General features: G+C 66.4%; 12 protein-coding genes. 3 read left to right on the top strand and 9 right to left on the bottom strand.

Annotated features, from left to right (window positions below):
* Positions 1–4 precede the first annotated feature (4 nt).
* The 4 genes from dnaG to J8I35_RS06015 all read right to left on the bottom strand — a co-directional run bounded on the left by dnaG (position 5) and on the right by J8I35_RS06015 (position 4,138).
* On the bottom strand, positions 5–1,879 hold the full coding sequence (gene dnaG / locus J8I35_RS06030; RefSeq protein ID WP_209924759.1) for a DNA primase: 1,875 nt from the start codon (positions 1,877–1,879) through the stop codon (positions 5–7).
* 70 nt (positions 1,880–1,949) lie between these two features.
* The gene (locus J8I35_RS06025; RefSeq protein ID WP_050011331.1) at positions 1,950–2,396 is read right to left on the bottom strand and encodes a GatB/YqeY domain-containing protein; all 447 of its coding nucleotides are present in this window, start codon (positions 2,394–2,396) and stop codon (positions 1,950–1,952) included.
* A gap of 194 nt (positions 2,397–2,590) precedes the next feature.
* On the bottom strand, positions 2,591–2,803 hold the full coding sequence (gene rpsU, locus J8I35_RS06020) for a 30S ribosomal protein S21 (protein ID WP_006479415.1): 213 nt from the start codon (positions 2,801–2,803) through the stop codon (positions 2,591–2,593).
* Between the two features lie 105 nt (positions 2,804–2,908).
* Entirely contained in the window at positions 2,909–4,138 is a 1,230-nt protein-coding gene (locus tag J8I35_RS06015) for an NAD(P)/FAD-dependent oxidoreductase (protein WP_256975831.1), read from the bottom strand.
* 121 nt (positions 4,139–4,259) lie between these two features.
* Here J8I35_RS06015 and tsaD point away from each other — a divergent pair, with 121 nt between their 5' ends.
* Entirely contained in the window at positions 4,260–5,300 is a 1,041-nt protein-coding gene (tsaD, locus tag J8I35_RS06010) for a tRNA (adenosine(37)-N6)-threonylcarbamoyltransferase complex transferase subunit TsaD (RefSeq protein WP_050011333.1), read from the top strand.
* A gap of 90 nt (positions 5,301–5,390) precedes the next feature.
* Here the strand turns inward: tsaD and folE2 are convergent, their stop codons facing one another.
* The 4 genes from folE2 to J8I35_RS05990 all read right to left on the bottom strand — a co-directional run bounded on the left by folE2 (position 5,391) and on the right by J8I35_RS05990 (position 9,514).
* Entirely contained in the window at positions 5,391–6,200 is an 810-nt protein-coding gene (gene folE2, locus J8I35_RS06005; protein WP_050011334.1) for a GTP cyclohydrolase FolE2, read from the bottom strand.
* 153 nt (positions 6,201–6,353) lie between these two features.
* On the bottom strand, positions 6,354–8,258 hold the full coding sequence (dxs, locus tag J8I35_RS06000; protein ID WP_209924758.1) for a 1-deoxy-D-xylulose-5-phosphate synthase: 1,905 nt from the start codon (positions 8,256–8,258) through the stop codon (positions 6,354–6,356).
* Between the two features lie 81 nt (positions 8,259–8,339).
* Positions 8,340–9,224 carry a polyprenyl synthetase family protein gene (locus J8I35_RS05995; protein ID WP_050011336.1) on the bottom strand — a complete coding sequence of 295 codons (885 nt, stop codon included), beginning with the start codon at positions 9,222–9,224 and terminating at the stop codon, positions 8,340–8,342.
* Entirely contained in the window at positions 9,221–9,514 is a 294-nt protein-coding gene (locus J8I35_RS05990) for an exodeoxyribonuclease VII small subunit (RefSeq protein ID WP_006479428.1), read from the bottom strand. The genes J8I35_RS05995 and J8I35_RS05990 overlap by 4 nt, the downstream gene beginning before the upstream one ends.
* Before the next feature lie 269 nt (positions 9,515–9,783).
* Here J8I35_RS05990 and J8I35_RS05985 point away from each other — a divergent pair, with 269 nt between their 5' ends.
* Positions 9,784–10,890 carry an aromatic ring-hydroxylating dioxygenase subunit alpha gene (locus tag J8I35_RS05985; RefSeq protein ID WP_050011337.1) on the top strand — a complete coding sequence of 369 codons (1,107 nt, stop codon included), beginning with the start codon at positions 9,784–9,786 and terminating at the stop codon, positions 10,888–10,890.
* A gap of 117 nt (positions 10,891–11,007) precedes the next feature.
* Complete coding sequence (locus J8I35_RS05980) at positions 11,008–11,877, top strand: sulfurtransferase (RefSeq protein WP_050011338.1); 870 nt, start codon at positions 11,008–11,010, stop codon at positions 11,875–11,877.
* Positions 11,878–11,931: 54 nt separating this feature from the next.
* Here J8I35_RS05980 and J8I35_RS05975 read toward each other — a convergent pair whose 3' ends face one another.
* Entirely contained in the window at positions 11,932–12,807 is an 876-nt protein-coding gene (locus J8I35_RS05975) for a dienelactone hydrolase family protein (RefSeq protein WP_050011339.1), read from the bottom strand.
* Positions 12,808–12,956: the final 149 nt, after the last annotated feature.

Raw genomic sequence — 12,956 nt, 5'->3', positions numbered from 1 at the left:
CCGCCTACAGCCCGAGCCGACGCTTCATGTCGGTTCGCTGCTGGTTCAATTCCGTCAATTCGGCCAGTTCCTCGGGGGTGAAGGTGGATTGCCGCGCCAGCCTGTCCAGCCGGTCGCAGCAGGCGTCGTAGCGCATCTTGAGCACAGCTGCCTGCAGCTCCTCCCCCGCAATCCGCTCCTGCTCACGCTGCCGTTCGGGCACCGTCTCGTCTTCCGGATTCTGTAACAGCAAATCGCGGACGTTTTCATCATAGTCCAGAATTTCGCGGAAGATTTCCTCGTAAGTCGCCCCATTCGAGGACGTCCTCAGGACATCCGACAGCAGCCGGAACTCCGCGCCGTCGCCCAGCGCACGCGCATGATCGACGACTTCCGCGAACAATTCGCCGATGCGCGGCAGCGCGCGCAGGGTCGCAATCTGTTCGTCGTCGAGCTGCGATGCGATGCGCGGATGCATCACCAGCGTGCGCAGCGCGCGCTTTTCGCTGTCCGTCACGCGACGCCGCTCGCTGCGCGCGGGCGCCTGACGCGGCGGCGCCGCGATACGCGTATCGACGTCCGACAGCGCCGCGACCTCCTCGAACGGGATATCGAGGCGATCGGCGAACATGTGCATGATCTGCGCGCGCAACGCGTTCGCGGGCAGCGCCTGCAACAGCGGCTTCGCATCGAACAGGGCCTTCGCGCGGCCTTCCGGCTGATCGAGCGCCTTGCCGGCAATGGCTTCGTTCAACAGAAATTGCGACAGCGGCATTGCGCGTTCGACCTGCTCGGAGAACGCGTCCGCGCCGAACTCGCGCACGTAGCTGTCCGGATCGTGCTCGGTCGGCAGAAAAAGGAACCGGATCGTCCGGTTGTCGCCCGCATGCGGCAGGCACGCCTCGAGCGCGCGCCGGGCCGCGCGCCGCCCGGCCGAATCGCCGTCGAAACTGAAAATGACGGTGTCGGTCTGTCGCAGCAGCTTCTGCACGTGAATCGGCGTGCACGCGGTACCGAGCGTCGCGACCGCGTTCGGAAAGCCGAGCTGCGCGAGCGCGACGACGTCCATGTAGCCTTCGACGACCAGCACGTACTTGCGCTCGCGAATCGCGAGCCGCGCCTCGAACAGCCCGTACAGCTCGCTGCCCTTGTTGAACAGCGGCGTTTCCGGCGAGTTCAGGTACTTCGGCTCGCCGCTGCCGAGCACGCGGCCGCCGAAACCGATCACCTGCCCCTTCACGTTGCGGATCGGGAACATGATCCGCTCGCGGAACCGGTCGTAGCGGCGCGCGACGCCCTGCGCGTCGGTTTTCTCGCTGACGATCACGAGCCCCGCCTCGACGAGCGACTCGTCGCGATAGTCGGGGAACGCGGCTTCGAGGTTCTGCCAGCCGTCCGGCGCATAGCCGAGACCGAAGCGCGCGGCGATCTCGCCGGTCAGGCCCCGGTTCTTCAGGTACTGGATCGCGACGGTCGCGCCGCGCAACTGCTTGCGGTAGTAGTCGCACGCCGCGGTCATCGCGTCGGACAGCGCGGTCGCCACCGATTTCGACACGGGCGCCAGATAGTCGCCGCCCCCGCCTCCGCCCCCACCGCCGCGCATCGACGGCTCGTGCGGCACGGTCAGCCCGACGGATTGCGCGAGTTCCTGCACGGCTTCCGGGAACGTGAGCCCCGCGTGTTCCATCAGGAAGCCGATCGCCGTGCCGTGCGCACCGCAACCGAAGCAGTGATAGAACTGCTTGGTCGGGCTGACGGTAAACGACGGACTCTTCTCGTTATGGAACGGGCACAGCCCCATGAAGTTGGCGCCGCCCTTCTTGAGCTGCACGTACCGGCCCACCACGTCGACGATATCGACGCGGTTCAGCAAATCCTGCAGGAACGAATGCGGAATCACCGTGGGATCGAGCGAAAAAAGACAATACGACGCCCGGCGCACGCATCGCTGGGCGCGCCGGGAACGGGTTTTACTTCGTGAGCGCGGCCTTGACCTGCGCGGAAACGGCCGTCATGTCGGCACGGCCGGCGAGCTTGCCCTTCAGCACGCCCATCACCTTGCCCATGTCCTGCGGGCCGGCTGCGCCGGTTTGCGCGACCGCCGCCTGGACCTCGGCCGCCACTTCGGCGTCCGACAGTTGCGCGGGCATGTAGCCGCCCAGCACGGCCAGCTCGGCCTGCTCCTTCGCAACCAGATCGTCGCGGCCGGCCGCCTGGAACTGGCTGATCGAATCCTTGCGCTGCTTGATCATCTTGTCGATCACGGCCGTGATGCCCGCGTCGTCGAGCGTGACCCGGTCATCGACTTCGCGCTGCTTGATCGCGGCCATCAGCAGGCGAATCGTTGCCAGGCGCTCGCTTTCCTTCGCGCGCATCGCGGCCTTCATGTCTTCGCTGATCTGCTCTTTCAAACTCATCTTTCACCCGGGATGGAAACGTGAAACCGACGCCCGCAAATGGGCGTCAACACAAAAACCCGCTTGGGACAGTGTCTCAAGCGGGTTGCTCGAATCCGGCATCGGCGACTCGCCGCCTGATCGGCTGCGCGACCGGACCCGATCGCACGGAGTCGCCGGTGCGCCGCTCAGTGAACCGCGCGGCGCCCAATCGTTCAGTACAGCTTCTTCGGCAGCGTCTGGCTGCGAATACGCTTGTAATGACGCTTCACCGCAGCGGCCTTCTTGCGCTTGCGTTCTGCGGTCGGCTTCTCGTAAAACTCACGCGCACGAAGCTCGGTCAACAGACCATTCTTCTCGATCGTGCGCTTGAAGCGACGCATTGCAACTTCGAACGGCTCGTTCTCTTTAACGCGAATGATCGTCATGATCCGACACGAATAAAGGTTTGCAGGGAAAGACTACCGAGTATAGCAGAGCGATGGGTCAAAGGCACGGACCCCACCCCCGCCAGAACCGTGCCGGCCGGCGCGTCAGGCGCCTCGCGCATACTCGGCCGCGGCCTGCCCGGCCGCCGTGCCGGACGCCCACGCCCACTGGAAGTTGTAGCCGCCGAGCCAGCCCGTCACGTCCACCGCCTCGCCGACGAAGAACAGCCCAGGCACGCGCGCGCTCATCATCGTCGCCGACGACAGCTCGCGCGTATCGACTCCGCCCTTCGTCACTTCGGCCTTCTTGTAGCCCTCGGTGCCGTTCGGCGTCAGCGTCCAGCCGGACAGCGCGTCGCCGATCTGGCGCAGCGTCTTGTCGGGCAGGTCCGCGAGCCGCGCGTCGGCCGCGACGCGATGCGTGTCGAGCCACGCATGCGCGAGGCGCGACGGCACCCAGTCGGCGAGCAGCGAACCGATCTGGCGCTTCGACGTGCGTTTCGCGTCGAGCAGGTCGGCCACCGTGTCGCGCTGCGGCAGCAGGTCGACGCGGATCGGATCGCCGGGCTGCCAGTAGCTCGAGATCTGCAGGATGCCGGGCCCGGACAGCCCGCGATGGGTCAGCAGCAGGTCCTCGACGAATTCGCCGCCGCGCTTTTTGTCGCCGGTCGATACGCGTACTTCGAGCGATACGCCGGACAGCGGCGCGAACGGCGCCCAGTCCTGCGGCGCGAACGTCAGCGGCACGAGCGCGGGCCGCGTATCGACGAGCTTGTGGCCGAACTGCTTCGCGAGCCGGTAGCCGAAGTCGGTCGCGCCGATCTTCGGGATCGACAGGCCGCCGGTCGCGACGATCAGTGCGCGTGCGCCGATCGGGCCGGCCTGCTGCGTGTCGAGCGTAAAGCCGTCGGCCGGCGCATGGCGCACCGCGTCGACGACGACGGGCCGGCGCCACGCGATGCCGCCCGCGTCGCACTCGTGCTTCAGCACGTCGATGATCGCGTCGCTGCCGTGGTCGCAAAAGAGCTGGCCCTTGTGCTTTTCGTGCCAGGTCACGTGATGGCGCTTGAGCAGCCCGAGAAAGTCGCGCGGCGTATAGCGCGCCAACGCCGAGCGCGCGAAATGCGGATTCGACGACAGGTAGTTGTCGGGGCCAGCGTACAGGTTCGTGAAGTTGCAGCGGCCGCCGCCCGAGATGCGGATTTTCTCGGCGAGCCGCGGCGCGTGATCGATCAGCACGACGCGGCGGCCGAGCTGCCCGGCGACCGCGGCGCTCATCATGCCGGCGGCGCCCGCGCCGATCACGGCGATGTCATAAGTTTCCATGGCGCGGATTGTACCTGCCCGGCCTCGGGCCCGGGCCGCCCGCGGCGGCGGCGAGCCCCCGCCTGCTATAATTTCGGGTTACGTCGACCTACCCGCGGCGCGTCCGAATCGGCGCGCCCTGCCCTCACCCATGCTCGTTCTCGGCATCGAAAGCTCCTGCGACGAAACCGGCCTCGCGCTCTACGACACGCAGCGCGGCCTGCTCGCGCACGCGCTCCATTCGCAGATCGCGATGCATCGCGAATACGGCGGCGTCGTGCCCGAACTCGCGTCGCGCGACCATATCCGCCGCGCGCTGCCGCTGCTCGAGGAAGTCATGGCGCAAAGCGGCACGCGCCGCGACGACATCGACGCGATCGCGTTCACGCAGGGCCCCGGCCTCGCGGGCGCGCTGCTGGTCGGCGCGAGCATCGCGAATGCGCTCGCGCTCGCGTGGAACAAGCCGACCGTCGGCATCCATCATCTCGAAGGCCACCTGCTGTCGCCGTTGCTGGTCGACGCGCCGCCGCCGTTCCCGTTCGTCGCGCTGCTGGTTTCCGGCGGCCACACGCAGTTGATGCGCGTGACCGACGTCGGCGTGTACGAGACGCTCGGCGAAACGCTCGACGACGCGGCCGGCGAAGCGTTCGACAAGACCGCGAAACTGATCGGCCTCGGCTACCCGGGCGGCCCGGAAGTCTCGAAGCTCGCCGAAACGGGCACGCCGGGCGCGGTCGTGCTGCCGCGCCCGATGCTGCATTCGGGCGATCTCGACTTCAGCTTCAGCGGCCTGAAGACGGCCGTGCTCACGCAGATGAAGAAATTCGAAGCGGCGAAGCTCGACGGCGAAGCACTCGAACGCGCGAAGGCCGATCTGGCACGCGGCTTCGTCGATGCGGCCGTCGACGTGCTCGTCGCGAAGTCGCTCGCCGCGCTGAAGCGGACGAAGCTCAAGCGCCTCGTGGTCGCGGGCGGCGTCGGCGCGAACCGCCAGTTGCGCGCGGCACTGTCGGCGGCCGCGGCCAAGCGCGGCTTCGACGTGCACTACCCCGATCTCGCACTGTGCACCGACAACGGCGCGATGATCGCGCTCGCGGGCGCGCTGCGGCTCGGCCGCTGGCCTGAACAGGCGAATGCCGATTACGCATTCACGGTGAAACCGCGCTGGGATCTCGCGTCGCTCGCAAGCTGAATCGCGCCACGCAACGCCCCAGGCAGGAAAACGAAAAGGCCGCTCGGTTTCGAGCGGCCTTCGTCATTGGCGCGACATAACGCCGCGGCGTTATGCAGCGTGCCGCTTGTCGCGCTCGATCAGCGCATACGCGCTGTGATTGTGGATCGACTCGAAGTTCTCGGCTTCGAGCACGTACGCGATCACGCGCTCGTCCGCATCGAGACGTTGCGCGACGTCACGCACGAGATCCTCGACGAACTTCGGGTTCTCGTACGCACGCTCGGTGACGAACTTCTCGTCCGGACGCTTCAGCAGCCCCCACAGTTCGCACGACGCTTCCTCTTCCGCGATGCGGATCAGCGCCTCGACCGGCAGATCGGCGGCCAGCTCCGCATCGATCGTCACGTGCGAGCGCTGGTTGTGCGCGCCGTACTGCGAGATCTTCTTCGAGCACGGGCACAGGCTCGTCACCGGCACGAGCACCTTCAGGAACACGCGCGTGTCGCCGTTGCGGCTTTCGCCCGTGAGCGTCACTTCATAGTCGAGCAGGCTCTGCACGCCGGACACCGGCGCCGTCTTGTTCACGAAGTACGGGAACGTGACTTCGATGCGGCCGGCCTCGGCTTCGAGCTTCACGAGCATCGATGCGAGCATCGCGCGGAAGCGCTCGACCGTCAGCGGCGCGCGATTCTCTTCGAGCAGCGCGACGAAGCGCGACATGTGCGTGCCCTTCTGATCGGCCGGCAGACGGACGTCGAGGTTCCAGACACCGACCGTCGGTTGCACGTCGCCGCTTTCGGTACGCACCGTCAACGGATGCCGAACCGCCTTCACGCCCACGCGCTGAATCGGGATCTGACGGATATCCACCGTGCTCTGCACGTCGGGCATCACGAAGGCGGGATTCATCTGGTTCATTTGTTCAATCCTTGTAAGCCGCGCGTCCGACGACGCGCACGCCGCATCATGCGGCGGCCGGAAAAGCAACATGGGCCCGCAGGCCCATGTTTTCCGCATCAATGAAGACCGGTTGCGCCAGTCGCACCGACGCCGCCCGCGGGCGGCGTCAGCTTACGCGACGCGCTTCGCCTGACCGGCGACATCGGCCGCCGGATTCAGAAAGCGTTCGCGAATCGATTTCGCGATGCCCGCGCCGTCGAGGCCGCATTGCGACAGCAGCTTCGCGGGGTCGCCATGATCGATGAACAGGTCAGGGAGGCCCAATTGTAGTACGGGTCGGATAACCCCACTCTCCATCAGGGCTTCGACGCAGGCCGAGCCCGCGCCACCCATCACGCAGCCTTCCTCGACCGTGACGACGTAGTCGTGCGTTTCGGCGAGCTCGCGCACGAGCGCCGCGTCGATCGGCTTCACGAAGCGCATGTTCGCGACCGTTGCATCGAGCTCCTCGGCAGCGGCGAGCGACGGCGCCACCATCGTGCCGAACGCGAGGATCGCGACGCGCTTGCCTTCCGGCTGCGACGTGTGGCGCCGCACTTCGCCCTTGCCGAGCCGGATCTCGGTGAATTCCTTCACCGTTGCCACGCCCGTGCCCGCGCCGCGCGGATAGCGCACCGCGGTCGGGTTCGGCTGCTGCAGCGCCGTGTGCAGCATCTGGCGGCATTCGTTCTCGTCGGATGCGGCCATGATCGTCATGTTCGGGATGCAGCGCATGAACGCGAGATCGTACGCGCCCGCATGCGTCGCGCCGTCCGCGCCGACGAGGCCCGCGCGGTCGATCGCGAACACGACCGGCAGGTTCTGCAGCGCGACGTCGTGGATCAGCTGGTCGTACGCACGTTGCAGGAACGTCGAGTAGATCGCGACGACGGGCTTCAGCCCTTCGGTCGCGAGACCGCCGGCGAACGTCACCGCATGCTGCTCGGCGATGCCGACGTCGTAGTAGCGATCCTTGAAGCGCTTCTCGAATTCGACCATGCCCGAGCCTTCGCGCATCGCGGGCGTGATGCCGACCACGCGCGTATCGCGCTCGGCTTCGTCGCACAACCACTCGCCGAACACCTGCGTATACGTCTTCTTCGCAGGCGTGGTCGACGGCTTGATGCCTTCGGCCGGATTGAACTTGCCGGGGCCGTGATAGAGCACGGGATCGGCTTCGGCGAGCTTGTAGCCCTGGCCTTTCTTCGTCACCACGTGCAGGAACTGCGGGCCGCGCAGTTCGCGGATGTTCTGCAGCGTCGGGATCAGCGAATCGAGATCGTGACCGTCGATCGGGCCGATGTAGTTGAAGCCGAATTCCTCGAACAGCGTGGCCGGCACGACCATGCCCTTCGCGTGCTCCTCGAGCTTGCGCGCGAGTTCGAGCACCGGCGGCGCCACGCTCAGCACGCGCTCGACGCCCGCGCGCGCGGCCGCATAGAAGCGGCCCGACATCAGGCGCGCGAGATGGCGATTCAGCGCGCCGACCGGCGGCGAGATCGACATGTCGTTGTCGTTCAGGATCACGAGCACTTTCGCATCTTCCGACACGCCCGCGTTGTTCATCGCCTCGAACGCCATGCCGGCCGTCATCGCGCCGTCGCCGATCACGGCGATCGAGAAGCGGTCGTCGCCATTCAGCTGGCTGCCGATCGCCATCCCGAGCGCGGCCGAGATCGACGTGCTCGAGTGCGCGGTGCCGAACGTGTCGTATTCCGACTCCGAACGGCGCGGGAAACCCGAGATGCCGTCCTGCTGACGCAGCGAGTGCATCTGGTCGCGGCGGCCCGTCAGGATCTTGTGCGGGTAGGTCTGGTGACCCACGTCCCAGACGATGCGATCGTTCGGCGTGTTGAACACGTAGTGCAACGCGATCGTCAGCTCGACCGTCCCGAGGTTGGACGACAAATGGCCGCCCGTCTTCGACACGCTGTCGAGCACGAACGCGCGCAGTTCATCCGCGAGCGGTTGCAGTTGGCGACGATCGAGGCGGCGCAAATCCGCCGGGTCGTCGATGGTTTTCAGCAAGTCGTACATCGTCGTTCCATTGTAGGAAATCAAACGCGCCCGCATTCTTTTGCACGCACCGTAGCGTGTGCGCGGCGGCGGGCTTTCGCGTCAGCTGACCCGGTTCACTACCAGGTCGGCAAGTTCGGCGAGACGCTGTGCGCGTGCGCCGAACGGTTTCAGCGCGTCGTGCGCTTCGGCGCGCAGCTGCGCTGCCAGCTCGCGCGACGCCTCGAGACCGAGGATCGATACATAGGTCGGCTTGTCGTTCGCCGCGTCCTTGCCGGCCGTCTTGCCGAGCGTCGCCGAATCGGTCGTGACGTCGAGAATGTCGTCGACGACCTGAAAGGCCAGGCCCACGGCGCCCGCGTAAACATCCAGCGCGGCCATCGTTTCCGCCGACGGCGTCTCGCCGGCCAGCGCGCCCATCCGCACGGCCGCGCGCAGCAAAGCGCCCGTCTTCATCCGGTGCATCGTCTCGAGCTGTTCGCGCGTCAGCTTCAGGCCGACGCTCGCCAGGTCGATCGCCTGCCCGCCGGCCATGCCGATCGAGCCGCTCGCGAGCGCCAGCTCGCGCACCAGCGCCGCTTGCTGCACCGGCGACAGCGCATCGGCGTCGGTCAGCGCGACGAACGCCTGCGACTGCAGCGCGTCGCCGACCAGCAGCGCCGTCGGTTCGTCGTACTGTACGTGCACGGTCGGCTTGCCGCGACGCAGCGCGTCGTCGTCCATGCACGGCATGTCGTCGTGCACGAGCGAGTAGACGTGGATCATCTCCAGCGCCGCCGCCGCCGCGTTGCGCGCCGCTTCGGTCGCGCCGGTCAGTTCGCCTGCTGCATGGCACAGCAGCGGGCGAACGCGTTTGCCGCCACCGAGGACCGCATAGCGCATCGCCTCGTGAAGTTTCGCGGGCGTCGCGGTTTCAGCCGGCAGATAGTGGCCGAGTGCGTCCTCGACACGGTCAAGCACGGACCGCATCCATTGTTCGAATGTCATAGATCGTCGTCTTCGCCGTCCGTGGCGGCCGTTCCGGACGAAAGCGGCTTCAGCGTCGCGCCGTCGAGCACGCGAACCTGCTGCTCCACTTTCTCGAGCTGCTGTTGGCAAAACGCAACGAGGGTCGCACCGCGGCGATACGCCGCCAGCGAATCCTCGAGGCTCAACGCGCCGCCTTCCATCCGGGCAACCAGCGTCTCGAGTTCCGCGAGCGCCATCTCGTAATTGTCCGGCAACGGTTCGGTGCCGTTGCCGGGCGGCGTGGCGCCTGGGGATGCGGTTTTCGCCATGGACGAGGTGTCAAATTTCAAAACAAGTCGGACATTCTACGGCAAAAGAGAATTTTCCGACCTGCCGTCGTGGGCGCCCGCGCACAATTCCGGCCCCATCTACGACGCACAGTGTGCGCCTTGGGACGGTCGCCCGACAAAAAATTGACACAAATCAGGCACTTAATCCTAGCCTTGCGGGGCGAACCGGGTATAATTGTCCGTTTCCCTAAATCGATTTTTCGATGGTTGGGTTGTTCACTGCTTTCACGCTAACACCGGGAGTGGGAATGTCCAATCTGAGCGATGCGCTTCAGTTGAAGTCGGCCCACAGCCAGCTTCCAGTCACTGCATATTTCGATGAGGCGCTACTCGAGCGCGAGATCGAAACCCTCTTCAAGAAAGGTCCTCGTTACGTCGGGCACGAGTTGATGGTGCCCGAGGCGGGAGACTATTTTGCGCTGCCGTCCGAGAAGGAAGGCCGCGTGCTGGTCCGCAACCAGACGAACCAGATCGAGCTGCTGTCGAACGTGTGCCGCCACCGGCAGGCGATCATGCTCAACGGGCGCGGCCATGCGCAGAACATCGTGTGTCCGCTGCACCGCTGGACGTACGACCTCGAAGGCCAGTTGCTCGGCGCGCCGCACTTCCCCGACAAGCCGTGCCTGAACCTCGGCAAGAGCCCGCTGCAGAACTGGCAGGGGCTGCTGTTCGAGGCCGAGGGCCGCAACGTCGCGCGCGATCTCGCGAACCTCGGCACGAAGCATCACTTCGACTTCGCCGAGTACCAGTTCGATCACGTCGAAGTGCACGAGTGCGACTACAACTGGAAGACGTTCATCGAGGTCTACCTCGAGGATTACCACGTCGTCCCGTTCCACCCCGGCCTCGGCAGCTTCGTGTCGTGCGACGATCTCAAATGGGAGTTCGGCGACTGGTACAGCGTGCAGACGGTCGGCGTGCACAACGCCCTCGCGAAACCGGGCAGCACGACTTACCAGAAATGGCACGAGCAGGTGCTGAAGTTCCGCAACGGCGTGCCGCCGGAGTTCGGCGCGATCTGGATGGTCTACTACCCGGGCCTGATGATCGAGTGGTATCCGCACGTGCTGGTCGTGTCGTGGCTGATTCCGCGCGGGCCGCAGAAGACGACCAACATCGTCGAGTTCTATTACCCCGAGGAAATCGCGCTGTTCGAACGCGAATTCGTCGAGGCCGAGCGTGCCGCCTATATGGAAACGGCCGTCGAGGACGACGAGATCGCGATGCGGATGGACGCGGGCCGCCGTGCGCTGATGGCCCGCGGCGAGTCGCAGGTCGGCCCGTACCAGAGCCCGATGGAAGACGGGATGCAGCACTTCCACGAGTTCCTGCGCCGCCACCTCGGCGGCCTCTGACAGCGGCTGCGGCGCGTTGACGCCGCGCGGCATCCGGCAAACGAAAAGACGGGCTTCGGCCCGTCTTTTTTTGTTTAGACTTGGAGTGTCAGGCCATTTGCACTCCAGGGAGTCGTCATGCCACACACTCATTACACCACGCTCATCTCCGCCGCCAATCTCGCCGAGCGCCTGGCCGCGGCGCCCGGCAGCGTCGCGCTGTTCGACTGCCGCTTCGATCTCGCCGATCCCGGCGCCGGCGAAGCCGCCTACGCGGCCGGTCACCTCCCCGGCGCGCACTATCTTCATCTCGATCGCGACCTGTCAGGCCGCAAGACGGGCACCAACGGCCGCCATCCGCTGCCGACCCGCGACGCGCTCGCGACGCTGCTCGCCAGCCGCGGCCTCAAGCAGGGTCAGCAGGTCGTCGCGTACGACGCGCAAGGCGGCGCCTATGCGGCGCGCCTGTGGTGGCTGCTGCGCTGGCTCGGCCACGATTCGGTCGCCGTGCTCGATGGCGGCCTGCAGGCCTGGGAAGCGGCCGGCCAGCCGCTGACGACCGACGTGCCGCACCCGGCCGCCGGCGACTTCCGCTCGGCCACGCCGCTCGAATCGACCGTCGATGCGGCGGCCGTGCTCGCGAACGTGTCGTCGCCCGCGCGCGTCGTGATCGATGCCCGCGCACCGGATCGCTATCGCGGCGAAAACGAAACGATCGATCGGGTGGGCGGCCACATTCCGGGCGCGCGCAACCGCTTCTTCAAGGACAACCTGACCGCCGACGGCCGCTTCAAGACCGGCCATGAATTGCGCGAGGCATTCACCACCGTGCTGGCCGGCACCGAGCCGAACCGCGTGATCCTGCAATGCGGCTCCGGCGTCACCGCATGCCACAACGCGCTGGCGCTGGAAGTGGCCGGCCTGCACGGCGCGTCGCTGTACCCGGGCTCGTGGAGCGAATGGAGCGCCGATCCGTCGCGGCCGATCGCGACCGGCCCGAATCCTTGAGCCCCCGCGCGGCGCGACGACGATGATGCGGCGGCCATTGCCGCCGCTCGTCGCTTACATCACGCCGTACTTGTGGAACCATTCGATCGCGCGCTTCCAGCCGTCCTCGGCATCGCCCTTCACGTAACTCGGCCGGTAGTCGGCGAAGAACGCGTGACCGGCATCCGGATACACGACGATCTCCGATTCGCGCGCGCGCTTCGAGTCGCTCGCCTGGATCGCCTTGCGCATGTCCGCGAGCGACGCCTGCGTGATGTTCTGATCCTTCTCGCCATACAGCCCGAGCACCGGCACCTTCAGCAACGACGCATGGTCGACCGGATTGAACGGCGTCATCTCGTCGGTCTTGCCTTCGACGAACCCGTACCACGCGACGGCGGCCAGCACGTGCGGATTGTGTTCCGCATACAGCCATGCCTGGCGGCCACCCCAGCAGAACCCCGTCACGCCGAGACGCGACAGGTCGCCGCCGTTCTTGCCGGCCCATGCGGCGGTCGCATCGAGATCCTCCGTCACCTGCCGGTCCGGCACCTTGCTGATGATGTGGTCGTACAGCTCCTTCATCGTCGGATACTTCGCCGCATTGCCCTGCCTGGCGAACAGGTCGGGCGCGATCGCGAGATAGCCGAGCTTCGCGAAGCGCCGGCACACGTCGGCGATATGCGCGTGGACGCCGAAGATCTCGTGGATCACGATCACGACCGGCAGGTTCGTCTTGTCGATCGGCTGGGCGCGATACGCCGGAATACTCGCATCGCCCGAGCGGATCTCGATGGTGTCGACGTCCAGCCCGGCGCTGTCGGTCGTGACCGTCTGCGCCGACACGGGCAGCACGGCCGCCGCGAAGGTGCCGCCGAGCGCAGCCTGCATGAACTTGCGGCGCGAAAACGGGACGTGGGGGACCAGGCTGTCGACTTCGGGTTTCAACATGAATGCACTCCTCGATTGGGCGCCGCCGTCACGATCGCGGATACGGCATGACGGGGCATCGCACCGGCGCGCGGCGCGGAAGTCGCGGCGGTTGGCACCCCGCCGCAAACGAAAACCCGGACAAGATGCCCAATAATCCGTTGTCGCGT

Origin of the sequence: Burkholderia sp. CpTa8-5 (genome assembly GCF_017815045.1) — a bacterium.
Classification (GTDB): domain Bacteria; phylum Pseudomonadota; class Gammaproteobacteria; order Burkholderiales; family Burkholderiaceae; genus Burkholderia; species Burkholderia sola.
The sequence above is the reverse complement of the archived record's forward strand: the minus strand, read 5'-3'. Positions and strand labels throughout refer to the sequence as shown.